The sequence below is a fragment of the Pseudoalteromonas shioyasakiensis genome (assembly GCF_019134595.1).
In the GTDB taxonomy this organism is placed as follows: domain Bacteria; phylum Pseudomonadota; class Gammaproteobacteria; order Enterobacterales; family Alteromonadaceae; genus Pseudoalteromonas; species Pseudoalteromonas shioyasakiensis_A.
In genome coordinates this window covers 944074-967490 of the sequence record NZ_CP077770.1, presented here as the reverse complement: position 1 = coordinate 967490, position 23417 = coordinate 944074, and the positions used below count along the sequence as shown (strand labels likewise).

Genomic DNA, 23417 nt, shown 5'->3' with positions numbered 1-23417 from the left:
GACAAAATTAAAATACTTTTATTTTATTATTTTTATTCAGCTAAGTTAGGTAATTGCCACTGACTTTGCTTTTGTTGGTATTGCGTTTTGGTCAAGCTGACTAATAGCGGCTTTTTACGCTCATCTAACCACGCAAGTAATCTGTCCATATCGCTTTCAGTCATCGCAGTACAACCCGCTGTTGGTTTACTAGGTGCACGCCATAAGTGCATGAAGATACAACTACCCGCGCCATTAATATTGCTTGGGTTATGCTTAACAACAATGCCTTTTTTATAAAGGTTATCTTGACTGTAAATATCACGACGCATCCACTCCGAAGAATCCTTAACCGCCTCTTCACCTACTTGTGCTTTATCAACCAACTGGTTGTAAAACGGCGAGCCCTTTACATCAATACAGTAATCATTTGCTGTCATTGCTTGATAACTGAGGTTTGTTTGCAATGAATCTAGATAACCAAAGGCAGTACCAAGCTCAAAAATACCTGCCGGCGCTTTACCATCACCTTCTTGTTTTTGCTGACCTGGTTGTGCAGGATGTAGCCCTACACCCCAAGCAAGCCCTGTGCGGCCAAGCACCACCGCGTGTTGTTCGCCTTGTTGTTGCCAGCTTCCAACGGTTTTTTCAAAGCGATACAACGTGGCATCAATAGCATCACTGTCATTAGCGACCACCACCACGAGCTGCTGATGACTGTTATCAATAACAGGTTTAGGTAACTCTTTGCTGGCACAAGCCGATAAACTCATAACTGCAATAAGACTGACTAGTTTTTTCATGCTGGCCATACTCCGTTTGTGATTAGTTCAAGCCCCGTTATTGATTCAATGCCAAGGCCGGGGGCATCCGATAAGCTGATTTTCGGGCCGATAAATTCAACGCCCCCTTGCACAGGGTCATACTGACCAAGAGCCGGGCCATCTAAATCGATTTTACTGATTTGCTGTGCTTTGGCAGAGGCTAAATGTGCAGCACCAGCTACGGCAATACTGCCCTCTAGCATACAACCTATCATACACTCTGCTTGGTATTGGGCTGTAATATTAGCAATCTCAATTGCTCGGCTTAAACCGCCCGTTTTCATTAATTTAATATTGATAATATCAACTGCGCCAAGCTCTAAAAGTTGGATCACTTGCTTCGGTGAAAAGGCGCTTTCATCGGCCATAATCGGGGTGTTCACTCGCTCAGTAATATATTTGAGACCTTGAATATCGCTGCTTTTTACCGGCTGCTCAACCAACTCTAATACCACGCCTGCTTGCTCAAGTTGCTGCAGTGCAAACACAGTTTGTTTGGCATTCCAGCCTTGGTTTACATCTAAACGCAGCTGCGCCTTTGCGGCAAAGCCTGCATGGATTGCTTTCACACGTTCAATATCTTGATTAAGGTTATTGCCGATTTTTATTTTTAAAACATCAAAACCTTGCTCAACCGCTCGCTGACAGTCACTAAGCATTTTATCTATGTTATCTACGCTGATGGTAATATCAGTCTTTAACTCTGACTTACCACCACCAAGTAACTTATATAAAGGCGCTTTGTAGAGCTTGCCCCATAAGTCGTAAACCGCTAATTCTAAAGCCGCTTTTGCACTACTGTTACCAACCACCGTTGATTGAATAATGTGGGCAAGCTGGTTGATATTTTCTATTTCATGCCCTATCAGTTTAGGAGCAATAAACTGCTGAATGACCGCGATCATTCCTTGATGGGTATCGCCTGTAATAACCGGTGTTGCAGCAGCAGAGCCATAACCGACTTGACCACATTCGGTGTCTATTAAGACCACTAGGTCTTCAATAAAACTCACTTCTCTAAGCGCTGTTTTAAATGGCGTGACCAAAGGCACTTTGAGTTTCGCAAAACGAACTGCTTTAATTTTCATAAAGGCCTCTATCGAATACGCTTAATGTTATAAACACGGTCTAGGTAACTTGTTTCTTTAGATAATCGCAGGGGTAACAAGGGGGTAACCGATACTCCATTAAGCGCACTACTATAAAAGCTGCCATCGCCTTTGTTATAGCCTAAGCCTTTCACATCATGAATAACATACGGCTCGCCTTGGTGCTCTCCTAAATACATCATCACATGGCCCGGAATATAAATTAGATCGCCAATCGCCATGTTTTTAACCGTTGGCAACTTATCATCCGCCGCTGTATTTTTATCAAAGCGACTGTTTTGCCCGTATCCACTACTGCCTTGCTGCCCTGAATTACGTGGCATTAGTAGGCCAAAGCTCTTATAAATTTCACCAACAAAGCCGGTGCAGTCACGGCCATTGTAATCATGCCCCCAACCATAACGCTCACCTAAAAATTTAAAGCCTTGTTTAATCAGATTCTGTTCGTTGTAGTCTAGGTAGCCTAAATTTACATCGGCAGTTTTGCTGATCATCGCTGGTTTAATAACAAGGTTTCCTTGCTCATCGCGAGTAGGTAACTGTACAACATGGCTCGCATAGCTATTTTGACCGTTAAGCAAATACGGTACTTGCTCACTATCAACCAATGGTAAACGCACCCCCATATCGAGCTGGACTTCTGAGCTTGCTGTGTCGTTAGGCACATAAGCGGTATTAACTTTTGCGCCGGTTACTACCAAAAAGTTATCTTGTCCGCGGTAAGCTTTTATTTTATCTGCATCAGCAAAGGCAAGATCTTCGGCTGGCGTCCACGCAAGGTAGTTGTAAGCACGTACTAACAGCCATTTTTTATCTGCACTTTGATGTAATACAGCAACTGCTTCTCCTGGGAACATACCGCTTTCTTGAAAGCGATCTAAGTCTTGATCAAGGCCGCTATTTAAAACCCGATCCCAGGTTGGAAAAGTGCGTAATGCCGTGCGATTAACGACCACCGCAAAGCGTACCTCATTGTTATCTGCGACCTTGTTAAGGTTTAAGTTAGCCTGATATTTAGCAAAATCTTTCGCGGTAAGTTGGCGGCCGTCTGTAAAAAAGCGTGGGCTTTTTGGAATTGAGCTTGCCGAATGAATGGCGCTTGTTAGCTCGTCTTTAGTGAGCGATTTTTGAAATGACAGAGGATCAACAATGTATTTATTATCTTTAATTAATTTCTCGTTGAAGGCTGCAATTTGCGCCTCTGTCATGATCACTTTTGCCGATGCACCTTGTGCTAACCAATAGCTTGGCGAAAGCTGTGACTGCGTGACCCCGATAACATCTGATTGCCAACCCTCAGCATGCATAGGTGCACTAAAAGCAACACCTAAAGTAATTGATAAAGCGATAATTGAACGACGCATAGCTGTACCTTAATTCTTATTGAACGCGTGAATCTAATAATTTTGTAAAAGCATGCTGCAATTTTTGCTGCATTTGCTTACCGACTGTTGGCAAATTGGCTTCGTCAGCCCCCAAAGTTGATTGCTGCACACTAAAAGTAAACTCACGGCCACCTTGATAATTGCCTAAACACACATGTGCCAACATTACGGTTTCTGTGGTGGAGCGCGTTTCACTTGGCCCCCAACCAATTTTTTGCCAAACACGCCACTGCCCATTCGTTGCGCTATCGAGCACTTCTTTTGCAGAGCGGCTATCATTTGGCGCAATAACATTTGCCAATGCATTTGTAACGATATGACTGATACCCACCATCATGCCGCCTACAGGAGCATGTTCATCTGTATGACCAGTGCCGTTAAGTAGCACATCTACATCACTTGCTTGTAAATAAGGCATTTGCGTACTTGGTTCACGCTGATGACTGACCAAACGTTTTAACCATTCGGCTTGAGCAAGTGTAGTCATTGCTTTGTTGCCCGTTAAACCACAACTCTCACAACGATACCCTAAATAGCCTGGGTCATCACTGCTTGCTTTGTATCGAGCTATCTTTGCATCTAGTTCATTATTTGTAGGATTATGCCAGTATTCGTCTGATGGCATAAACTGCTCAGAGCCGTAAGCACCGTTAAATAATAAACGCTGATCCTGCAGGTGTAGCCAGCCATCATTAAAAAGCCCACGTAAGTATTCGCGCCCTGCCACATTGACAAAATAACTGGCTATCGCATTTGAATTACCATCGGCTTTGCCAAATGCTTCGTAACTATTAATACTGCTGATCAAATCAGCCAATGCAGTATCACCGGCAAAAGAAGCTGCACCAAGCTCTGGGTGGGATTGCCTTACTTTTGAAAGCGCACCGCTAAACGCTTGAATTTTTGATGAGCTCCAAGGTTCATACAACTCATTATGGCTGCCGTCACTTAAATACCGATAAGCTAATTGCCCAGATTGAACTTGATAATCGATTAGGAGTAGCTTGCCCGGTTGCTCTGGGGCTAAAAAATACTGCCAATCGGCCGCAACTCTGTTTTGCCAACCCGCTTGCTGGTAATTAACCTCAGCCGCTGATTTATAACCTTGCAACTTGCTTTCATTTTCGAGCGATAAACAGCCGCTATTCGTTAAGTCGTTTGGCAAAATAGCGGGTGCTAACATTACTTGCTCAAAGTATTGTTGGTCGGTTAATGGGGCTTTTTCTGTGTTCGCTTCACAACCAGTCAAAAGCATCAAACCGCAACTTATAGCCAGCCGTATTTGATATGTACCTTTCGCATACATAAAATAAAATTCCCACTTGTTATTATTTTTGGAATATTTTATTAAATCTAACACAAATTGACCGTGAAGCAAATTAACTCGGTTTTAATGCCCATAAGAAGATGGCTTAAAAATTAATTTACTAGATAAAATCTATTGCTTAGGTGAGATGTTGATAACCCTATGCATCTTGATACGCACGAAACAAGTTTCACGCCTACGGGTGCGTTTTTTGTCTTTAGAGTCGGGGTTTAATTTGGGGTGTGGAAGCGTGATGTTCGCTCCTACTCTGTAAGTCGTCATTTATGGCGACAGCATCGTGATACGCGCGAAACAAGTTTCACGCCTACGGGGTGTATTTTTTGTATTTAGAGTTTTGGGGGGTGATTTGTGGAGTGGAAGTGTGATGTTCGCGAATTGCAGGCACAAAAAAACCGACTTCCGTCGGTTTATGTCACTTTCAAGAAGAAAGTGGCGGACGCGGGACGTATTTTGAAACAGTGAACCTCCGGCTGCGTGGTTCAAAGTCGCCTAAAGAATAATGAGGTGCAATAAAACGGTATGTTTATTCACGACTGAAGTCGCTCCTACAACCACACCTACGCGAATTTCAGGTATAAAAAAACCGACTTTCGTCGGTTTATCTCACTTTAACTCTACTTAAGAGAAAAGTGGCGGACGCGGGACGTATTTTGAAACAGTGAACCTCCGGCTGCGTGGTTCAAAGTCGCCTAAAGAATAATGAGGTGCAATAAAACGGTATGTTTATTCGCGACTGAAGTCGCTCTTACAACCACACCTACGCGGATTACAGGCACAAAAAAACCGACTTCCGTCGGTTTATGTCACTTTCAAGAAGAAAGTGGCGGACGCGGGAGGATTCGAACCTCCGACCGCCTGGTTCGTAGCCAGGTACTCTATCCAGCTGAGCTACGCGTCCGCAATCGTTCTGCTCGTTTTCGTCTTGCAATGACGGTGTTGTTAAAACACAAAAAAACCGACAAATCGTCGGTTTGTACTTTCTAACATTGTAGTATAAATGTATAGAAAGTGGTGGGCGCAGGAGGATTCGAACCTCCGACCGCCTGGTTCGTAGCCAGGTACTCTATCCAGCTGAGCTATGCGCCCACATTCTATATTATAGTTAGTTTTAGTCTCACTAAGACTTTTCAAAAGTGGTGGGCGCAGGAGGATTCGAACCTCCGACCGCCTGGTTCGTAGCCAGGTACTCTATCCAGCTGAGCTATGCGCCCACATTTTGATTTTAGTAAAGGATGGTGGGCGCAGGAGGATTCGAACCTCCGACCGCCTGGTTCGTAGCCAGGTACTCTATCCAGCTGAGCTATGCGCCCATTCTTTACTTTACAAGAAAACCATTAAAAAATGGTGGAGAAGGAGGGATTCGAACCCTCGATAGAGCTACAAACCCTATACTCCCTTAGCAGGGGAGCGCCTTCGGCCACTCGGCCACCTCTCCGTCTTGTGGGGCGTATAATAAAGATTTCAGGAAATATGTCAAACACTTTTCAAGGAAAATCGTATAGATGGTTATAGATTGTCCATAACGAGCCAAAACAGCTTGTTTTTGTTTATCCTTTCGCCGTTTTTTCTTTATCACTCAACGGCTCAAGACCCGTCAATGGGATCAGTTCATCAGTTAACTCTGCGAGGTATTGATCTTGATAACCCAATTGTTGAAATTCGGCGATGCAAGCACGATAAAAATCTTCACGTTGATGCTCGCTTTTGTTCGTATCTGTAGGCAACGGCGAAGGCTTTTTAGTCATTATTATTAAGTCCATTTATACATTGAACGAGAATTGCGCAATGATGTCATATCTTGGCTAAAAATAATACTATTGGCCTTGGGAATTGTAGAAAAACTTTACAATTTAGTAACTTTGTTGGAAGACTAATTCAGCATTTCTTTTTAGATCAGCTAATTACAATTTAGTATTAAAATTGAGAGCTATAAAAATCAGAAATTTCTGATAACAAAAACGCCGCTAAAAAGCGGCGTTTTTAAATACTTTTAGCTGATTAATCAGCTTGAGGACGCATGTGCGGGAATAGGATCACGTCTTTAATTGTTGGTGAGTCAGTAAATAACATCACTAGACGATCGATACCAATACCCTCACCCGCTGTTGGTGGTAAGCCGTATTCTAATGCACGGATATAGTCATCATCGTAGTGCATTGCTTCATCATCACCTGCGTCTTTCTCTTCAACTTGACGAGTAAAGCGCTCAGCTTGGTCTTGTGCATCGTTAAGCTCAGAGAAGCCATTTGCTAGTTCACGGCCGCCAACGAAGAATTCGAAGCGGTCAGTTACAAACGGGTTTTCATCGTTACGACGTGCAAGTGGTGACACTTCCCACGGGTATGCTGTGATGAAAGTCGGTTGAATTAGCTTATGCTCAGCTGTCTCTTCGAAGATTTCACATAAGAATTTACCTGGGCCCCATACGCAGTTTTCTGGGATCTTAACGTGTACTTGCTTCGCGTACGCTTTAAGTTCTTCAAAATGGTTTTCAGGGTCATTAAATACCGCAGCATCAAAGTCTGGATTGTACTTAAGGATTGCTTCGCTCATTGTTAAACGAGCAAAAGGTTGACCAAAATCGTACTCTACTGAATCAACCACTTCACCATTTTCATCTTTCGTTGTGTTTACAACAATTGGTGAACCAAGTACGTCTGTCGCAACAGTACGTAACATGTCTTCAGTAATGTTCATCAGGTCAATGTAATCAGCGTATGCTTGGTAGAATTCGATCATTGTGAATTCTGGGTTATGGCGCGTGGATAAACCTTCGTTACGGAAGTTACGGTTGATTTCGAATACACGCTCAAAGCCACCCACAACTAAACGTTTTAAGTAAAGCTCAGGTGCAATACGTAAGTACATGTCGATATCAAGTGCATTGTGGTGTGTTACGAATGGACGTGCAGACGCACCACCCGGGATCACTTGTAACATCGGCGTTTCAACTTCCATGAAGTCACGATCAGCTAAGAAACGACGGATACCTTCAACAACCTTTGAGCGAATACGAAAGGTTTCACGCGTCGCATCATTGGTAATTAAATCAACATAACGTTGACGGTATTTAGTTTCTTGGTCAGATAAACCATGGAATTTTTCTGGTAACGGACGTAATGACTTTGTCAGTAACTCGTACTCTGTCATTTCTACGTATAGGTCGCCTCTACCTGACTTATTAAGTGCGCCTTTCACACCGATGATGTCACCGATATCAAGTTGACCGTATTTTGCTTTTAATTCTTTTTGTACGTCTTTTGATGCGTACGCTTGAATTTGGCCTTTCATGTCTTGTAACGCAAGGAAAGGACCACGTTTTGCAAGAATACGACCTGCAACTGATACAACGTGTTGCTCAGCAACTAATTCTTCTTTCGATTTATCACCAAACTCAGCTTGCAAATCAGCCGTGTAATGTTCACGACGGAATTGGTTTGGATGACCGTTGGCTGGGCAATTTTCGCGGATTGCGTCTAATTTGCCACGACGCTCAGCGATTAACTTATTTTCGTCTTGGATTTGATCAGTCATTTTTTAGCTCTTTTTTAGCTTGGTGGTTATAGGCCAGATTTAAGGCTGGCTTCAATAAATTTATCTAAGTCGCCGTCAAGAACCGCTTGTGTATTACGGTTTTCAACGCCAGTACGTAAGTCTTTAATGCGCGAGTCATCAAGTACGTATGAACGAATTTGACTACCCCAGCCAATATCAGATTTAGCATCTTCTTGGCTTTGTTTCTCAGCATTTTGCTTTTGAATTTCAAGCTCAAACAATTTCGCTTTTAACTGCTTCATTGCTTGGTCTTTATTCTTGTGCTGTGAACGCTCATTTTGGCACTGTACAACAGTGTTAGTTGGTATGTGAGTAATACGAACCGCAGATTCTGTTGTATTTACGTGCTGACCACCGGCGCCTGATGCGCGGTAAACGTCAATACGTAAGTCTGCCGGATTAATATCAATTTCGATATTATCGTCGATTTCTGGGTAAACGAATGCCGATGCAAACGAGGTATGACGACGACCACTTGAGTCGAACGGGCTCTTACGCACTAAACGGTGAACACCTGTTTCTGTACGTAACCAACCGTAAGCATATTCGCCAACAAAGCGCACTGTTGCGCCTTTGATACCAGCCACATCACCATCAGTTGCTTCAACCAGTTCAACTTTAAAGCCTTTTGCTTCACCCCAACGTAAATACATACGCAGTAGCATGTTGCACCAGTCTTGGGCTTCGGTACCGCCAGAACCTGATTGTAAATCAAGGTAAGCATCGTTTTGGTCATGATCGCCTGAGAACATACGACGGAACTCTAGCTTTTCAAGCTGTGCGTTTAAATCGCCTAATTCAGCTTCGGCTTCAGCGAAGGTTTCTTCATCTTCAGCTTCAACAGCAAGCTCGACTAAACCTTCAACATCTTCGGTACCTGACACTAGATTATCAATGGTCTCAACGATAGCTTCGAGTGCCGACTTTTCACGGCCAAGTGCTTGAGCTCGTTCTGGCTCATTCCACACGGCTGAATCTTCAAGTTCTGCGTTAACTTCTTCTAACCGCTCTTTCTTAAGAGGGTAGTCAAAGGTACCCCCGAAGCAGTTCAGTACGTTCGCGAATTTCCTTGATTTGATTAATCACAGGATTCACTTCAAACATGTACATTACTCCAAAATGGCTGATTTACCGCGCACCGATATCGACAATAAATACGGTAAATTATCTACAAATATTAAAAACGCCCGATTTTAACAAAAAACCGAGCGTTTTATTAGCCTTTTATGTCGATTATAACGATATTTTTATGTCGCTTTTTGTAGCTCTCGAATAATCAACTGTAGCGAAAATTTACCACGGAATTCATTTATATCGAGTTGATAAGCAGCTTTTACATAACGCACTTCGGTATCTGGCCATGCACGCACATCAACACCAAATGCAATGCCGTCGACTAAACGCCCAGATTGATGTTTTAAAACCAGTTTTAAGTGTTTTTCACCGACAATGCGCTGCTGTATTAGTTCGAATACATGTTCGAACACTGGTTCTGGAAATTGCTGTCCCCAAGGGCCGGCATTTTTTAGTAAGTTGGCAAACTCCATCGAAAAGCACTCATTAGGTAATTCACCATCGGTAAGTAAAATACTTTGCTTATGCTCTTCAGTGAGTGTGTCTTTCACCATTTGTTCAAACACGGTTTTAAATTCATTAAAACATTGCTCATTGATACTCAGCCCGGCCGCCATAGCATGGCCACCAAATTTACTGATCAAATGCGGATAGAGTGTATTTACTCGCTCTAGTAAGTCACGCATATGCAGCCCTTCAATGGAGCGGCAAGAGCCTTTTATTTCGCCGTTATCGCCAGCTGCAAAAATAATCGTCGGACGGTGGTACTTTTCTTTTAGGCGGCCAGCCAAAATACCAATCACACCTTGGTGCCAATCTGCTTGGTATAAACAAATGGCATCAGGCACTGTGTCGGTTTTAAATGCTAAACGGTCAAGCACAGCTTGTGCCTCAGTTTGCATGCCCTGCTCTATTTCACGGCGCTCATGATTGAGGCTGTCGAGCTCACTGGCAATACGGCGTGCTTGGTTTATATCGCTTGATAACAAACAAGCTATACCTAAACTCATATCATCTAAACGCCCTGCTGCATTTAAGCGTGGCGCCAATGAAAAGCCAAAGTCACTGGCACTTAAACGGGCTGCATTGCGATTTGCCACTTCGATAAGGGCACTAATACCTGGGCGTGTTTTACCACTACGAATACGTGCTAAACCTTGATGAACTAAGGTACGGTTATTGGCATCAAGCGCGACCACATCGGCAACGGTACCAAGGGCTACAATATCAAGTAACTCAGCCAAATTTGGCATTGGGTTATGCTGAAAATACCCTTGTTCACGTAAGTGGCTACGTAAAGCAATAAGCAGATAAAAAGCTACCCCAACACCAGCTATTGATTTCGATGGAAACTGACAGTCATGGCGATTTGGGTTCACGATGGCATCAGCATCTGGCAGGGCTTCACCTTGTAAATGGTGATCAGTTACCAGCACTTTAATACCCGCTTGTTTTACAATGGCAATGCCATCGATACATGAAATACCGTTATCAACAGTGATCACAAGCTCGGGTTGCATAGTCACTATTTGCTCAGCAAGCGCAGGACTTAAGCCATAACCTAGGCTGAATCTGTCTGGTACCAAGTAATCAAGGTTCTTTAAGCCAAACATAGCAAGACCTTGCATTAAGGTTGCTGTGCTGGTTGCGCCATCGGCATCAAAGTCACCTACGATTAACACGCGACTTTGAGCCGCGAGGGCTTGTTGCAATAGCACGACAGCTTTGTCGATATCTTTAAACAACTTAAAGTCATGCAATGTCGCAGCGCTATTATCGAGTTCAGTGGCACTTTGCACCTGTCGAGTCGCATATATTTGCTTAATTACAGGGTGTAAATGGTGTGGTAGATGCGAATCATCAACATGAGGACGAGCTTGAATTATTTTTTCCATGTCGGAAATGGTACTTCTTTGCTTAAGACAAATAAAAAAGGCCTACGACAAATAGGCCTTTTCGTTTAAAAAATCAGTTATGAAGATGTTTTTGGTAAGGCATCAAGCGCTTGGCTGATTTGCGCAGCTGATTGATAACCTGGGATCATAGTGCCATCTTCTAAAATAATTGCTGGAGTACCCGACATGCCAAAGCTTTGACCTAGTTGATAATGCTCAGCAATTGGCGCGCTACAACCTGGCACGTCTGCGACTTCTGCACCCGCTTTTGCTTCTGTTAACGCTTCAGCAGGGTCTTTAGCACACCATACATTCATTAGATCTTGGTAACCTTTACCACGTAAACCACCACGTGGGAAAGCAAGGTATTTAACCGTGATACCCGCATCTAAGAAATCATCAAGTTCACGGTGTAACTTACGGCAGTAACCACAGGTAATATCGGTAAATACTGTGATTGAATGCTTTTCGTTTTTCGCTTTGTAAACGATCATTGAGTCTTCGTACTCAGCAATGCCTTCTTTACGTACATCGCTCAGTGCATGCTCTGTTAGATTAACTCGGTTATTAAGGTCAATCAGTGTTCCTTGCATTAGAAATTGACCGTCAGGGCTTGCGTACAGCACGCCTTTATCAGTAATTAGTTCTTTAAGGCCTGCCACTGGGCTTGGGTTGATTTGCTTAACGGTTACGCCTAATTCAGCAAACTTAGCAATAATAGGGGCATCAGCAGCGTCTGTTGTTGATACGCCATTGGCAAACACATTTAAGCTTGTGCCTAGTAGTGCTGTGGCTAAAACTAACTTTTTCATAAATATCCTATATCCTGATCATTTTTTATATAGACCGGTACATCTTTAAAAATCTTGCACTAAGCACGTGGATGATGTTGCTCGTGTACCGACTTCAATCTTTCATTCGCTACATGGGTATAAATTTGTGTTGTTGATAAGTCACTGTGACCTAACATCATTTGCACGACTCTAAGGTCCGCCCCATGATTAAGCAAATGCGTTGCAAACGCGTGTCTGAGCGTATGCGGTGATAACGGCGATTCAACTGATGCCAAAATAGCATAGTGTTTGATGCGATGCCAAAAAGTTTGTCGTGTCATGCCAATCCCACGCTTAGATGGAAACACAAAGTCAGTGGCATGTTTAATCATTTGCGAACGACCCACTTTTAAAAACTGCTCAAGCCAGTACATCGCTTCTTCGCCTAGGGGAACTAAACGCTCTTTATTACCCTTACCTTTTACAAAGACCACCGCTTGGCGCAAATTAATTTGCTCCATTCTGAGTCCCACCAGCTCAGTAACACGAAGCCCTGTGGCATATAACAGCTCAAGCATGGCTTTATCACGAAGCCCCATTGCATCTTCTATGTCTGGGGCTGCAAGCAAAGCTTCGACTTCGGCTTCTGACAGCGTTTTTGGTAATGACTGCCCAGCTTTTGGCTGAGCAATATTGACCATCGGCGAATCGGCAATGGCTTTTTCGCGCACAAAATACTGATAAAAACGCTTAAGCGCACTGATGCTTCGCGCTGTGCTGCGCGACTTCAGCCCTAAATCAACACGGTATGCTAAATACGCTTCAATATCATCAGAGCGAACGGCTAGTAGGTCTTTATCTTTTAAAAATTGGCAAAACTTTTCAAGGTCACTGCGATAAGCTGCGAGTGTATTTTCGCTGACTCCCTGCTCAAGATACAGCGTATCTAAAAATAACTCTAAATGTTCGGCGTTATTTGCTGTTATTACACCTTTTTGGGCTTGTGAATTATTATCAGCCACGCGTACTCTCATCCTTATCAAGGTATCAATTAATTATACCTTACGGTAAACTTACGCCTATCATATCAGGCAAATACACAGTGATAAATACGATGCAGATTGGTTTATTTTATGGTTCTACAACCTGCTACACAGAAATAGCGGCAGAGAAAATTCGCGATATTATTGGTCACGACATAGTGAGCCTTCACAATATCAAAGATGAGCCATTAAAAAATGCAGAGCAATTTGATTTCGTTATCTTCGGCATTTCAACTTGGGATTTTGGTGAGTTGCAAGAAGACTGGGAATCAATCTGGGACGACATTAAAGATGTTAACCTAAACGGCAAAACCGTGGCTCTGTTTGGTATGGGCGATCAACAAGGTTATGGTCAGTGGTTCCAAGACGCGCTTGGCATGTTACACGATGAAATTTGTGATCAAAGCATTACCTTGTTAGGCAAATGGCCTAACGATGCAAGTTATGAATTTGAGGCTTCAAAAGCACTCACTGAAGATGGCAAACAATTTGTTGGCTTAGCCCTTGATGAAGACAGTCAATACGAGCTTAGTGATGAACGTATCGCAAGCTGGGTTGAACAAGTCATGACTGAGTACAGCGAGAGCTTGTAAGTCATGAATAAAAAAGCCAAGCATTGCTTGGCTTTTTTAATGGTTATTCAACGCGTTGCCAATATTGATTACGATAGAAAAACGCAATATAGCCGCGTACTTCAAGTACCTTACCTTGTTCTTGTGGGGTCAGTTTAAGGGTATAGGTTTTACCATTGTTTGGGTCTAGAATTTCACCTTCTTGCCAGCTACCATCACCGGCATCTTTAGCACCTTCTATAATTTGTAACCCTTGAATAGGCTGATTTTTCTTATCACCTTTACACTTTTCGCAGATTGCGTCTTGCTTGGCTGGGTTAAGGATTTTTTCAACACTGCCAACCAACACACCATCTTGTTCACTAATACGTACTAAAGATTTCGCTTCATTCGTTTCTTCGTCAATAGTTTTCCAAAGACCCACAGGCGTCAATGCAGCAAAACTCAACTGAGAAAATAATAAGGCAGATAAAACAATTGATAAACGGAACATAAAAAACTCGTATAAAACTTAAGACTTTGGCACTATATCAGGGCTTAACCAAACACACCATTTTGCTAAGCACCGAAATCGACACAACATTGCGAGGGAACACAATGAGTCAATTCACATTAATTACCGGTGATATTGTCAGTTACGACAGTAATCAGGTAGCTACAATTAACGCCACGGGCGAAATAAAAATAAATCGCTTTGCTGAGCCTTTATTTATTCCTGATAGCGCTAAAGCTGCCATTGAACTGGGTCGGCTTGATGATAACTTGTTTAATTTAAAAAAGTTATTACGCTCAGGCTATGCCGACCCTTGCCCAACAACCCGCGTGTTAATTGAAACCACAGAACCTTTACCTGACATCGAAGGTCTGCTGATCAAACGCCGCTTTAGCATTATTGACTTTTGCAGTGCCGAAATAGAAAAGTCGCACAGTAAAGCGGTATTAGATGCCCTATTAAAGCTTGAATATGTTCAGCAAATTCAGCTTGATGAAGTTATGCAATTACAGCCACCTTCCATACAAAAACCACAGGTATAATTACATCTTTAGGTAAAAAGCTTTACAGAGCTCTTTATAATCTTGGCTATAGCTGCCATCAACTGCATGTATGGTTAACGATGATGTATCACATTCGCCGATGTTTTGGCTGAGTAACAACAGGCTACGACTTGGCTGTTTTTTCTCGGTAGTACGCACCAAACAATGACGATTTAAGTACCAGCCTGCTTGCTCGGCAACAGCTATGAATTGCTCAGCCTCTACGCAAGGCAAAATCACATTCAACACAGATTTACTGTGGCTAAGCCTAGTACATGCCGCTATTAATTCGCTGAAACTAAGGCCGTCAGTATGGCGGGCTGTATTTCGAGCATAGTTTTCACCTTTTAGGCTCGCATTAAAATACGGTGGATTGGTGATGATCGCATCAAAAGGCTCTGCTGCGCTGAACGACTGCACAGCACCTTCGAAAAGGTTTATATCAGGCCATGGGCTAGCCGCAAAGTTCTCTCGAGCATCATTGCAGGCACCAGAATCAATTTCGATGGCACTGACTTTCGCTTCAGGCGCTCTTTGTTTTGCCATTAGCGCCAACAGCCCTGTGCCTGCGCCAATGTCTAAAATGCGCTTAGCACCACTCACATCAGCCCAAGCACCTAACAAAATACCGTCGGTCGACACTTTCATCGCTGTGCGTGTTTGCGTTACCGTAAATTGTTTAAACACAAAGCCTGACATTTTTTCACCTTTTCATTCACCATAGCCGCGTTAACGCGTATAATTAGGCTCAATTGTCCTCTATTTATGTCACTCTATGCAATTTTCTGAATTTGATATCGATAACAAGCTGTTAAATGCCATTAATAAAATGGGTTTTGATACGCCAACCAGTATTCAACAACAAGCGATCCCTGAAGCACTTCAAGGTCGTGATATTTTGGCATCTGCCCCTACTGGTACGGGTAAAACAGCCGCGTTTTTGATCCCTGCAATTCAATACTTGCTTGATTTCCCACGTCGCGATCCTGGCTTTGCGCGCGTATTGATCATGACACCAACCCGTGAGCTTGCTTATCAAATTCATGAGCAATGTGAATTACTTGCAGCACAAACTCATCTTAAAATTGGGGTTGTGACAGGTGGTATAAACTACGGGACACACAGAGAAATTTTCGAAAGCAATAACGACATTCTGATTGCCACACCAGGGCGTTTAATGGAGTATCTCGAAACAGAGAACTTCCACGCTGAAAACGTTGAAATGCTTATTCTTGATGAAGCTGACCGCATGCTAGACATGGGCTTTCGTAAAGAAATGCTACGTATTTGTGATGAAGCACGTAACCGCCGTCAATGTTTCTTATTCTCAGCTACCCTTGAAGGTGACAGCGTTGAGTTATTTGCAGAACGTATCTTAAACGACCCTGCACTGCTTGAAGCCGAATCTTCACGCAAAGAGAAAGGCAAAATCCACCAATGGGTTCACCTTGCTGATGACTACGACCACAAGCTAAAAATGTTAATTGAAACATTAAATGGTGACGACATTCATAAAGCAATTGTGTTTGTTAAAACCCGTGAGCGCCTAGAAACATTAGTTGGTGAGTTAAACAACGAAGGCCTTCGTGTTGCTTGGTTACGCGGTGAAATGCCACAAGACAAGCGCATGAAAGCGATGGAGAACTTTCACTCTGGTCGTAACAATATCTTAGTTGCAACGGATGTTGCTGCTCGTGGTATTGATGTTGCTGATATCAGCCATGTTATCAACTTTGATATGCCACGCACCGCAGACGTGTACGTACACCGTATTGGACGTACTGGTCGTGCAGGTAAAAAAGGCATTGCGATTTCATTTATTGAAGCGCATGACGTGGCAATTGTTGGTAAGGTTGAGCGCTACATTGAGCAAAAACTTAAACGCCGAGTAATTAAAGGACTTGAGCCACAACATAAAGAAGCGAAAATCCCATCTAAAAAGAAAAAAGATCCAGTAAAAATAAAGGCAAAGAAAAAAGCTAAAGCTAAAACGAAGAAGAAAAAGTAGTTTTAACTTTAACTTCACTGTGAAAATGCCGAGCTTGTCTCGGCATTTTTGTGCCTTACCCTTTTTACTCATTGAGTGTGTAATTAGTTCACACTTTATTACTCACCCATCCCACCAATAAAAATAAAAACATTTAAAATCAGACGTTTGAATGTTGGAATAATAATTGTAACTGGTTCAGCAATAGTTCACAGCAGACTACATTAACGAGGGAATTGTATGAGCCGCTTCAAATTAACCGTAGTACTTACATCATTAAGCTGTATTTTTTTACTTGCATGCGCAACGAACGTAAGCGCTAACACCAGTGTGCTAACAACAAGCACATCTGCGCAACCGCGCTTACAGCAAATGGCTTTGCAGAAGTTAACTCGTAACCCTAACTTTCACATTGAAAGCTTACAAGTGATTGTTGAAGGTGAAACTGTTGAACTAAAAGGTATTGCAGAAACTGGCTTTCAACGCGCTTTAGCACAGAAATTTTTAGAGCACAGCCAAGGTGTGATGCAAATAAAAAACAACCTTAAAGTGAGTAAGTTAAATCACTCGTCACTTTAAGGTTAGGTTTACAAAAGAGGCTTGAGATTATTCGCCGCTTGCTTGTAGGTTGATAAATTTCGCAAGCTCTTCAGGTTGACCCATCAGCATTTGAATTTGCTGATTAATCTCCATCATAGTTTTACCTTCAGGTAATTTAGCTGATACAGAGAAAGACGATAAACCATTCACAAAGTTGCTAATCGCTGTAGCAAGCTCTTCGCTCACTGGTACTTGCTGTAATTGCATCGCAACGACTTGCTTAAATTGATCATGAGTCATACCTTGCGCAGTTAAAAAGCTATCAACAACCGCTTTAAGCTCACCTTCATCAGCAATCGACATATTAATGCTACGTGGCTCTAACTGAGTGAGGGCTGCCATCATCTTCGATTGCTGTTGTAACTGCTGCTCTAAAGTAAGCTGGCCATCAGCAGCTTCATTTTGCATCTGACTCACAGACAATGATGCTTCCATTAAAGCTGTGGTTTTAGCTAAACCAAGATTAAAGTTAACGTCAGCCACCTCATTCGCAGTCACTTTAAGAGCAAAGTCGCTGTCGCCTGAATCTTTATTATAATCAAGCGATGAGTCAACGTTATAGCTTGTTGATGCTAGCTTGTTATTAGAATTTTCTGGCAGCTGCGCTAAAAATTCATCGCTAAAACGAAAGTTCTTCATAACAAAACCAGTGTGAGGCGGCACCGCATCTACTTCGTAACCCGACACATCAATACTATCGATTGTTGCAACTGGCTCATTGCTTAAACTATTTGAAACCGTGATCTCAGATAACTGCATGCTGCTATCAAAAATACTGGCTGAGATATCGCTGTATTTAATTTCTACACCGCTTTGGATGGATAACGCACTAATTTGCTTATCAACCACCTTTTTCACTTCCTGTGTAGCTGCGTAATTTGCGTAAGCTACGCCACCGACAGCCGCAGCAACAACCGCTGCAATAATTAACTTCTTCATTTTATTTCCTTTAATTGGTGTAAATTTTTTATCAGTGTATCAAATTGTATTTAGTTTATTAACGACAATAGCTCATGCACGGTTTTTACTGGGGTGATCTTAGCCCCAAGGCCTTCCATTGATTTATGGTAATTACGATATGGAATAAAGATCTCAGTAAAACCGTGTTGCGCCGCTTCTTTTACTCGAGGTACGCCGCTGTCGATTGGTCTTACATCGCCATTTAAACTTAGCTCGCCCATAATACAAGTGGTACGCGGCACCACAAATTCGTTCAAGCTGCTTAATAACGCAGCAACCAATGCTAAATCAATACAAGTCTCTGACTCATCGATTTTTAAACCACCAACAATGTTAAAAAAGGTATCGTGAAAGATTTTTGTTTTTGTGTGCTTACGTAAAATACCCGTGAGCATTTTGATACGGTTCATATTTAGACCAACACATACCCGCTGCGGGAATTCAGCTTCGGTTTCTGTGGTTAAACATTGTATTTCGAGTAGTAAGTTACGGTTACCCTTACGAATACAGGTAATAGCTGATCCTGGAGATTCAGTACTAGAACCAGATAAAAAGATTTCGCTTGGGTTATCAACGCTCAACATTCCGCGTTCACACATTCTGAAAATACCCACGGTGTCGATATCGCCAAAACGGTTTTTATTAGCACGCAATGTTCTGACTTGGCCATCGTTAGTATCGATATGTAACAAGGCATCGACTATGTGCACGAGTGTTTGCGGTCCAGCAATTTCGTTATTTTTGTTTACATGGGCAATGATGAACATAGTTACATCATTTTGCTTACAGTATTGCGTTAGTGCCTGAGCTGCACTTTTTACCTGTGAGGGTGAACCAGGGCTACCATTTGCCGTTTCTGTTACCACGGCCTGAATTGAGTCAATCACCGCGAACTTAATTTTGTTTTTATCAAGCTCTTCAATGATGGCTTCAACACTGGTTTCAGACAGCAAGTAAAGCTCGTCTTCGTTGTAATCTAAACGTAAGCGATTAACACGGTTTTTAAACTGCGATAGAGACTCTTCGGCAGTACAGTATAAAGAAGGCATAAGTTTTGACATACGTGCGACTAAATCTGACAGCAAGGTGGTTTTACCGGCACCTGGGTCGCCAGAAATAATGTTCACAGAGCCTGTCGTTACGCCACCACTTAGCACCCTGTCTAGCTCACCAATTTCAGTGAGGCGTTTTTCGGCCTCAGTGGTCGCCACTTCGTTGATTTTCTTTGAGCCACCGCTAGCGATACCAGCATAACCTGCCACCGCCGCACGGCTTGCCGCTTGCTTTGATTGCCCTGCTGAAGGCTTAAATTCTGCCAGCGTATTCCACGCTCCACACTTACACTGACCTTGCCAGCGCTGATAGTTCATGCCGCACTCAGTGCAGACAAATTCGATTTTTGCTGATTTTGCCATTCGGCCTTACCTATTTTGGTCGCTGTTTTGTGACTATTTCTGTATTTTCAAGCATATAATAGCTAAAGTAAAACATATGACTCAGGTAATTAAGCTAGAGTCACTTTTGTAGTCACAAAAGATAATATGCTGTAACTTGCCCCATGAGAAACGCTTAATCATGCTAAGTGCTTAATTAAGAAATGGTTAAGGGCACAGTTTTTGCTTACAAATAAAACTTTACAGTGCTTGCCATTTAATTGGCGAATACATATAACAATAACTAATAAAATAAAAAACTAGTTACACTGCTTTGGCTTTCAATAGCCCGCTAGTATACCTACTTTTTTAGATAGACGGTGATGGTTTTATAAATGGCTGAAGACATACTGCTTAAATATGAAAGCCTAGTTGAAGAACTAAAGGCGCATTTAGGCACACCCCAGTTCGACAAACTGTTTAAATCAAAGACAGCTAGCTTAACAAAGCCAGAGCAGTTTCTGATCAAAATGGAAATGTCGCGCTTATCTCAGCCTGTAGCACGCTTTATTGATTTACGTGGTCAAGTAACCGGCCAAGTCAAACCCTACGAATATGATGGTAAGCAACACTTTATGGACGATACCGCCATTGAAGTGTTTGAAGATGCTATAAAACGCCACGGTGGTTACACCCTTGCCGTTTACGAAGCGGTAATGAATACCGAAAATAATCACCGAGTGATGCAAAAAAAAGCCGCAGAACAAGCTTTAACTGACGATAGTGCCACGACAGAGCAGTCAGCTAAGGTCATTAAGTTTGCATCCTATGAAAGTCGCCGCGAAGAGCGGATGAACTACTCAATTAAAATCACCGTCGAGCTTGATAAAAACAACAAGGTTGCCGCAACTACCTCGGACATCTCTTTAAGTGGCGCAAAAATCAAGTTAGCACCACGGTATAAAGTTAAAAAAGGCCAATTAATTGGTCTGCGCTTAGTTGGCCTAGAGCAAGATTTTGAACTGGGCTTAAAAAACGGTATTCAATATGAAGTGGTTGCGGTAGAAAAAGTATCCCGTGAATACAACCATGTACGCTTGAAGCGCACGTTTATTGAAAATAATGATAAGTTTGATGAGTTTTTAGAGAGCTTTATTCACGGTAATAAACGTCGCTATAAAGTGAACTTAGACAATACCTTAGATGCGGTTGTATCGAAAGGCTACGAGCAATACTACATTCCACGTGTTACCTCGTTTTATACATTTTTAAGCTTACAAGGCGACAAGCTTTATCCTAGCCTTGCGTTAACCACAGAAAATAACATTTTTATTCAGCGCTATTTTTGTGATGAGCGTAAGTTGTCATGCTTATATAGCATTATCAATCAACAACGTTTAGGTCACTTGCTCAGCTCACCTGATGCGGTAAAAGAAGAATATCTGTATACCTTCACTCATACCGTTGCTGGCAAAATTTATTACTACTCAGCTACGCGAACTGAGCTTGATAGCCAACCACAACTGAGAGATTTATTCCTCGGCTTTGGTAGCCAAAAAGACAGCTGGCAATGCTTTAAGCTTCAGTTGATGCCAAGCCACCCGGAAGATTCGTATATTCCACTGTCGCTACCAAGCAGTGCTGGTAAAAACATCGAAAAACTAAATAAGCCACCGACACCACGGGTGCAGGGGTTGATTAAAGATGTTAAATATCTACTGATTTTGACCTCGGTGGGTACTAAGTTTGAACAACAAACATACCAACAGCTTGATTATAATAAAGATGCGGTAAACCAACTTAAACAGTTTGGTCACAGTAAGCATAAAACGCCTCCTCATTTAGAGCCTGTGGCGCTTGAGTATGTGAACCTTCGTGCTCATAAACGCTATTTATACAAAACAGCTATCAGCATTGAACATCATGAGCAATCAATTACAGGCCATACTCGTGATTTATCTGTGATGGGCTTGCAAATTGAATGCGACCAACCGGTTGAGTTCAAAAAAGGCGATATCATCAAACTAAACTTGCCTGATTTGCAAAAAATTACCAAAAAGCACGATTTAACAAATCTGGCTTATGAAGTAATGGCTATAAGTAAATCACTGACAACGGTAAATTTAAAAGTGCATAAAGTTGGTGACTTACCGCATATGGCGATTAAGTTTTTCACCGTATTAATCGATAACAACAAAGACAAATTACGTGTTTGTGAAGAAACCCCTAAAATTCCGGGGCTATCAACTGCACTCAGAAATATGGTGACCAAAAGCGTATGCCAATTCCCGTTTTATTTACATAAAGAAGCTGCCCACTTTAAAGCTGGCGCTATTGGCCAAGGCTTATATCCAAGCCCTCTTCATGTACTACTGCAAAATTTTGCGTTATTGAACGAAACAACCAGCATCGACGGATTTTTATCAACGGATCAAATTACAGAAGTGATCACCCCGTTGATCAAAGACCGTAGTCGCCAAGATCCACCTCTGCCATTTACCCTATTTGTTCGCTTTGATCCGCGCCAAGCAGAAATAAGTGATGCAATTACCAGCCGCTGTATTAGTGAAGATGACTACAAACCACAAACTTTGTTTGTGAAAAAAGCCCTGAAAAACGATTTAGTCTTTGTATTTCGTTTATATGTGTCACGAACTGGCCGCCCAGATATTGATTACTTAGCGAATGAACTCAAATACATTAGCCAGTACGCATTACATAAAGCGAAAGACTTAGAGGAAGCGCTATGGGCAGTAGCTGGTGTGGGTGATTTAATTGATATAACCGAAGAAGCGCTTACCCATTTTGATATTGACCGAAGGCTGATCAATGAAATGAGTAAACGCAAAGCGACTTGGTTAAAGCGAGTAATCTAACGGTAGAGAGAGTAAGTAAGCAACTTGCAGTAATGAGCCTTCATTAATTGCCGTTTGTGCTTGCTCAACTACTTTAGGTTTTCCATGCACAGCAACACCAAGCCCTGCCGCTGCCATCATTTTTAAATCGTTAGCACCATCACCCATAGCAACAGTTTGGCGGTTATTTAAGGTAAGCTTTTCTTCAATTCGTTTAAGTACACGGGCTTTTTCTTCAGCATCAACAATCGTGCCTATGACCTTACCAGTTAAACGATTATCTTTGAATTCAAGGGTATTGGCATGCACTTCATCTAAATCAAGCAGTGACTGTACTTGCTCAGCAAAAGGCACAAAGCCACCCGATGCAATTGCTAAATGCCAGTTATGTGCTTTTAAGTATTGGCATAATTCACTCACGCCAGGCATTAGCGGTAAACGCGCTTTTAAGCCATCAATTAAGTCAACATCAATACCTTCAAGTTTAGCGACACGTTGCTTTAAGCTTTGTGCAAAGTCCAGCTGACCGGCCATTGCTTGCGCGGTCACAGCGGCAACTTCATCATACACATCGGCAAGGCGCGCTATTTCGTCGATGCACTCAATAGTAATGGCTGTTGAGTCCATATCCATCAGCAATAAGCCAGGCTCATTCACTGTGGGTGGATTAGTTAATTGCACCAATTGAATACCCAATTGCTTAGCAAATTCAGCTAATACCAGAGGGCTTAGTGCAGTTGTTGTATCTCCATGAAAGCTCCACGCCACTGGCATGTCTGCGATTGGTTGATAACAACAAAGCGATAAATTGCCAAACCCTTGGGCCGCTAAAAAATCGCTAATCGCAAGTAATTGCTCAGCATTAAGCTCATTACCAAAAGCAACACTGAACACGCCTTGATTTGCTTTTGGCGTAAAGTCTGTTGTAATAAGGTGTTTGTTTTCAATTTTATACCAGCAATTTAGGCTGATTTGTTCTGCTAAATTTGCTGAAGTTGTAGCAGCTAAGCTAAGCTGTGACATAGTGGCTCCACATTAGACTTATGTCTGTCCTTGGTCGTGCATTTGGCA

20 protein-coding genes and 5 tRNA genes are annotated in these 23417 nt (G+C 42.4%); 5 read left to right on the top strand and 20 right to left on the bottom strand.

Annotated elements, in window-relative coordinates; all coding sequences use genetic code 11:
• Positions 1-32 precede the first annotated feature (32 nt).
• The 15 genes from KQP93_RS04560 to xerD all read right to left on the bottom strand — a co-directional run bounded on the left by KQP93_RS04560 (position 33) and on the right by xerD (position 12907).
• Positions 33-782 (bottom strand): L,D-transpeptidase family protein, encoded by a 750-nt coding sequence (locus tag KQP93_RS04560; protein WP_217876040.1) that lies wholly within the window; start codon positions 780-782, stop codon positions 33-35.
• Positions 779-1891, bottom strand: coding sequence for a dipeptide epimerase (locus KQP93_RS04555; RefSeq protein ID WP_217876039.1), 1113 nt, complete (start codon positions 1889-1891; stop codon positions 779-781). The genes KQP93_RS04560 and KQP93_RS04555 overlap by 4 nt, the downstream gene beginning before the upstream one ends.
• Positions 1892-1899: 8 nt before the next feature.
• Positions 1900-3276, bottom strand: coding sequence for an SH3 domain-containing protein (locus KQP93_RS04550; RefSeq protein WP_217876038.1), 1377 nt, complete (start codon positions 3274-3276; stop codon positions 1900-1902).
• Between the two features lie 16 nt (positions 3277-3292).
• Positions 3293-4552 carry a hypothetical protein gene (locus KQP93_RS21465; RefSeq protein ID WP_254907711.1) on the bottom strand — a complete coding sequence of 420 codons (1260 nt, stop codon included), beginning with the start codon at positions 4550-4552 and terminating at the stop codon, positions 3293-3295.
• 893 nt (positions 4553-5445) lie between these two features.
• Positions 5446-5522, bottom strand: a tRNA-Arg gene (locus tag KQP93_RS04535).
• 111 nt (positions 5523-5633) lie between these two features.
• Positions 5634-5710, bottom strand: a tRNA-Arg gene (locus tag KQP93_RS04530).
• Between the two features lie 48 nt (positions 5711-5758).
• Positions 5759-5835 (bottom strand) — tRNA-Arg (locus KQP93_RS04525).
• 22 nt (positions 5836-5857) lie between these two features.
• Positions 5858-5934 (bottom strand) — tRNA-Arg (locus KQP93_RS04520).
• A 32-nt stretch (positions 5935-5966) separates the two neighbouring features.
• Positions 5967-6059, bottom strand: a tRNA-Ser gene (locus KQP93_RS04515).
• 112 nt (positions 6060-6171) lie between these two features.
• Entirely contained in the window at positions 6172-6369 is a 198-nt protein-coding gene (locus KQP93_RS04510) for a hypothetical protein (protein WP_055020963.1), read from the bottom strand.
• Between the two features lie 253 nt (positions 6370-6622).
• Positions 6623-8158 carry a lysine--tRNA ligase gene (lysS, locus tag KQP93_RS04505; protein ID WP_217876037.1) on the bottom strand — a complete coding sequence of 512 codons (1536 nt, stop codon included), beginning with the start codon at positions 8156-8158 and terminating at the stop codon, positions 6623-6625.
• 26 nt (positions 8159-8184) lie between these two features.
• Positions 8185-9283, bottom strand: a protein-coding gene (gene prfB / locus KQP93_RS04500) for a peptide chain release factor 2 (protein WP_105181232.1) whose coding sequence is annotated in 2 segments (ribosomal slippage) — positions 8185-9207 and positions 9209-9283 — 1098 coding nt in all. Because the reading frame shifts where the segments join, the coding sequence is not laid out codon by codon here.
• Positions 9284-9426: 143 nt separating this feature from the next.
• Positions 9427-11148 (bottom strand): single-stranded-DNA-specific exonuclease RecJ, encoded by a 1722-nt coding sequence (gene recJ, locus KQP93_RS04495; RefSeq protein WP_217876035.1) that lies wholly within the window; start codon positions 11146-11148, stop codon positions 9427-9429.
• 77 nt (positions 11149-11225) lie between these two features.
• On the bottom strand, positions 11226-11960 hold the full coding sequence (gene dsbC, locus KQP93_RS04490; protein WP_063528332.1) for a bifunctional protein-disulfide isomerase/oxidoreductase DsbC: 735 nt from the start codon (positions 11958-11960) through the stop codon (positions 11226-11228).
• Positions 11961-12019: 59 nt separating this feature from the next.
• Positions 12020-12907 carry a site-specific tyrosine recombinase XerD gene (xerD, locus tag KQP93_RS04485; RefSeq protein WP_229677541.1) on the bottom strand — a complete coding sequence of 296 codons (888 nt, stop codon included), beginning with the start codon at positions 12905-12907 and terminating at the stop codon, positions 12020-12022.
• Between the two features lie 128 nt (positions 12908-13035).
• Between xerD and fldB the strand changes: the two genes are divergently transcribed.
• The gene (fldB, locus tag KQP93_RS04480; protein WP_054551247.1) at positions 13036-13557 is read left to right on the top strand and encodes a flavodoxin FldB; all 522 of its coding nucleotides are present in this window, start codon (positions 13036-13038) and stop codon (positions 13555-13557) included.
• Positions 13558-13600: 43 nt separating this feature from the next.
• On the opposite strand, the gene KQP93_RS04475 is transcribed toward fldB, so the two are convergent.
• The gene (locus tag KQP93_RS04475; protein ID WP_217876034.1) at positions 13601-14029 is read right to left on the bottom strand and encodes a DUF2147 domain-containing protein; all 429 of its coding nucleotides are present in this window, start codon (positions 14027-14029) and stop codon (positions 13601-13603) included.
• Positions 14030-14133: 104 nt separating this feature from the next.
• Between KQP93_RS04475 and KQP93_RS04470 the strand changes: the two genes are divergently transcribed.
• Positions 14134-14571, top strand: coding sequence for a hypothetical protein (locus KQP93_RS04470; RefSeq protein WP_217876032.1), 438 nt, complete (start codon positions 14134-14136; stop codon positions 14569-14571).
• On the opposite strand, the gene KQP93_RS04465 is transcribed toward KQP93_RS04470, so the two are convergent.
• Positions 14572-15270: a tRNA1(Val) (adenine(37)-N6)-methyltransferase gene (locus KQP93_RS04465; protein WP_217876029.1), complete on the bottom strand. Its 699-nt coding sequence runs from the start codon at positions 15268-15270 to the stop codon at positions 14572-14574. It abuts the gene before it with no gap.
• Positions 15271-15346: 76 nt separating this feature from the next.
• Between KQP93_RS04465 and srmB the strand changes: the two genes are divergently transcribed.
• The gene (gene srmB, locus KQP93_RS04460; RefSeq protein WP_217876028.1) at positions 15347-16579 is read left to right on the top strand and encodes an ATP-dependent RNA helicase SrmB; all 1233 of its coding nucleotides are present in this window, start codon (positions 15347-15349) and stop codon (positions 16577-16579) included.
• Between the two features lie 219 nt (positions 16580-16798).
• Complete coding sequence (locus KQP93_RS04455) at positions 16799-17137, top strand: BON domain-containing protein (RefSeq protein WP_217876026.1); 339 nt, start codon at positions 16799-16801, stop codon at positions 17135-17137.
• Positions 17138-17164: 27 nt separating this feature from the next.
• Here KQP93_RS04455 and KQP93_RS04450 read toward each other — a convergent pair whose 3' ends face one another.
• Together KQP93_RS04450 and radA are read right to left on the bottom strand one after the other, a co-directional pair.
• Positions 17165-18097, bottom strand: a complete 933-nt coding sequence (locus KQP93_RS04450; protein ID WP_217876024.1) for a hypothetical protein — start codon at positions 18095-18097, stop codon at positions 17165-17167.
• A 50-nt stretch (positions 18098-18147) separates the two neighbouring features.
• The gene (radA, locus tag KQP93_RS04445; protein WP_054560823.1) at positions 18148-19533 is read right to left on the bottom strand and encodes a DNA repair protein RadA; all 1386 of its coding nucleotides are present in this window, start codon (positions 19531-19533) and stop codon (positions 18148-18150) included.
• Positions 19534-19886: 353 nt separating this feature from the next.
• Here radA and KQP93_RS04440 point away from each other — a divergent pair, with 353 nt between their 5' ends.
• Positions 19887-22367, top strand: a complete 2481-nt coding sequence (locus KQP93_RS04440; RefSeq protein ID WP_217876023.1) for a PilZ domain-containing protein — start codon at positions 19887-19889, stop codon at positions 22365-22367.
• Here the strand turns inward: KQP93_RS04440 and serB are convergent.
• On the bottom strand, positions 22350-23369 hold the full coding sequence (gene serB, locus KQP93_RS04435) for a phosphoserine phosphatase SerB (RefSeq protein WP_217876022.1): 1020 nt from the start codon (positions 23367-23369) through the stop codon (positions 22350-22352). The two genes, KQP93_RS04440 and serB, sit on opposite strands and share 18 nt — an antisense overlap.
• Positions 23370-23417: the final 48 nt, after the last annotated feature.

Coding starts and splice junctions, on each gene's coding strand:
- KQP93_RS04560 (WP_217876040.1), bottom strand. CDS start 782: ATGAAAAAACTAGTCAGTCTTATTGCAGTTATGAGTTTATCGGCTTGT.
- KQP93_RS04555 (WP_217876039.1), bottom strand. CDS start 1,891: ATGAAAATTAAAGCAGTTCGTTTTGCGAAACTCAAAGTGCCTTTGGTC.
- KQP93_RS04550 (WP_217876038.1), bottom strand. CDS start 3,276: ATGCGTCGTTCAATTATCGCTTTATCAATTACTTTAGGTGTTGCTTTT.
- KQP93_RS21465 (WP_254907711.1), bottom strand. CDS start 4,552: ATGCTTTTGACTGGTTGTGAAGCGAACACAGAAAAAGCCCCATTAACC.
- KQP93_RS04510 (WP_055020963.1), bottom strand. CDS start 6,369: ATGACTAAAAAGCCTTCGCCGTTGCCTACAGATACGAACAAAAGCGAG.
- lysS (WP_217876037.1), bottom strand. CDS start 8,158: ATGACTGATCAAATCCAAGACGAAAATAAGTTAATCGCTGAGCGTCGT.
- recJ (WP_217876035.1), bottom strand. CDS start 11,148: ATGGAAAAAATAATTCAAGCTCGTCCTCATGTTGATGATTCGCATCTA.
- dsbC (WP_063528332.1), bottom strand. CDS start 11,960: ATGAAAAAGTTAGTTTTAGCCACAGCACTACTAGGCACAAGCTTAAAT.
- fldB (WP_054551247.1), top strand. CDS start 13,036: ATGCAGATTGGTTTATTTTATGGTTCTACAACCTGCTACACAGAAATA.
- KQP93_RS04475 (WP_217876034.1), bottom strand. CDS start 14,029: ATGTTCCGTTTATCAATTGTTTTATCTGCCTTATTATTTTCTCAGTTG.
- KQP93_RS04470 (WP_217876032.1), top strand. CDS start 14,134: ATGAGTCAATTCACATTAATTACCGGTGATATTGTCAGTTACGACAGT.
- KQP93_RS04465 (WP_217876029.1), bottom strand. CDS start 15,270: ATGTCAGGCTTTGTGTTTAAACAATTTACGGTAACGCAAACACGCACA.
- srmB (WP_217876028.1), top strand. CDS start 15,347: ATGCAATTTTCTGAATTTGATATCGATAACAAGCTGTTAAATGCCATT.
- KQP93_RS04455 (WP_217876026.1), top strand. CDS start 16,799: ATGAGCCGCTTCAAATTAACCGTAGTACTTACATCATTAAGCTGTATT.
- KQP93_RS04450 (WP_217876024.1), bottom strand. CDS start 18,097: ATGAAGAAGTTAATTATTGCAGCGGTTGTTGCTGCGGCTGTCGGTGGC.
- radA (WP_054560823.1), bottom strand. CDS start 19,533: ATGGCAAAATCAGCAAAAATCGAATTTGTCTGCACTGAGTGCGGCATG.
- KQP93_RS04440 (WP_217876023.1), top strand. CDS start 19,887: ATGGCTGAAGACATACTGCTTAAATATGAAAGCCTAGTTGAAGAACTA.
- serB (WP_217876022.1), bottom strand. CDS start 23,369: ATGTCACAGCTTAGCTTAGCTGCTACAACTTCAGCAAATTTAGCAGAA.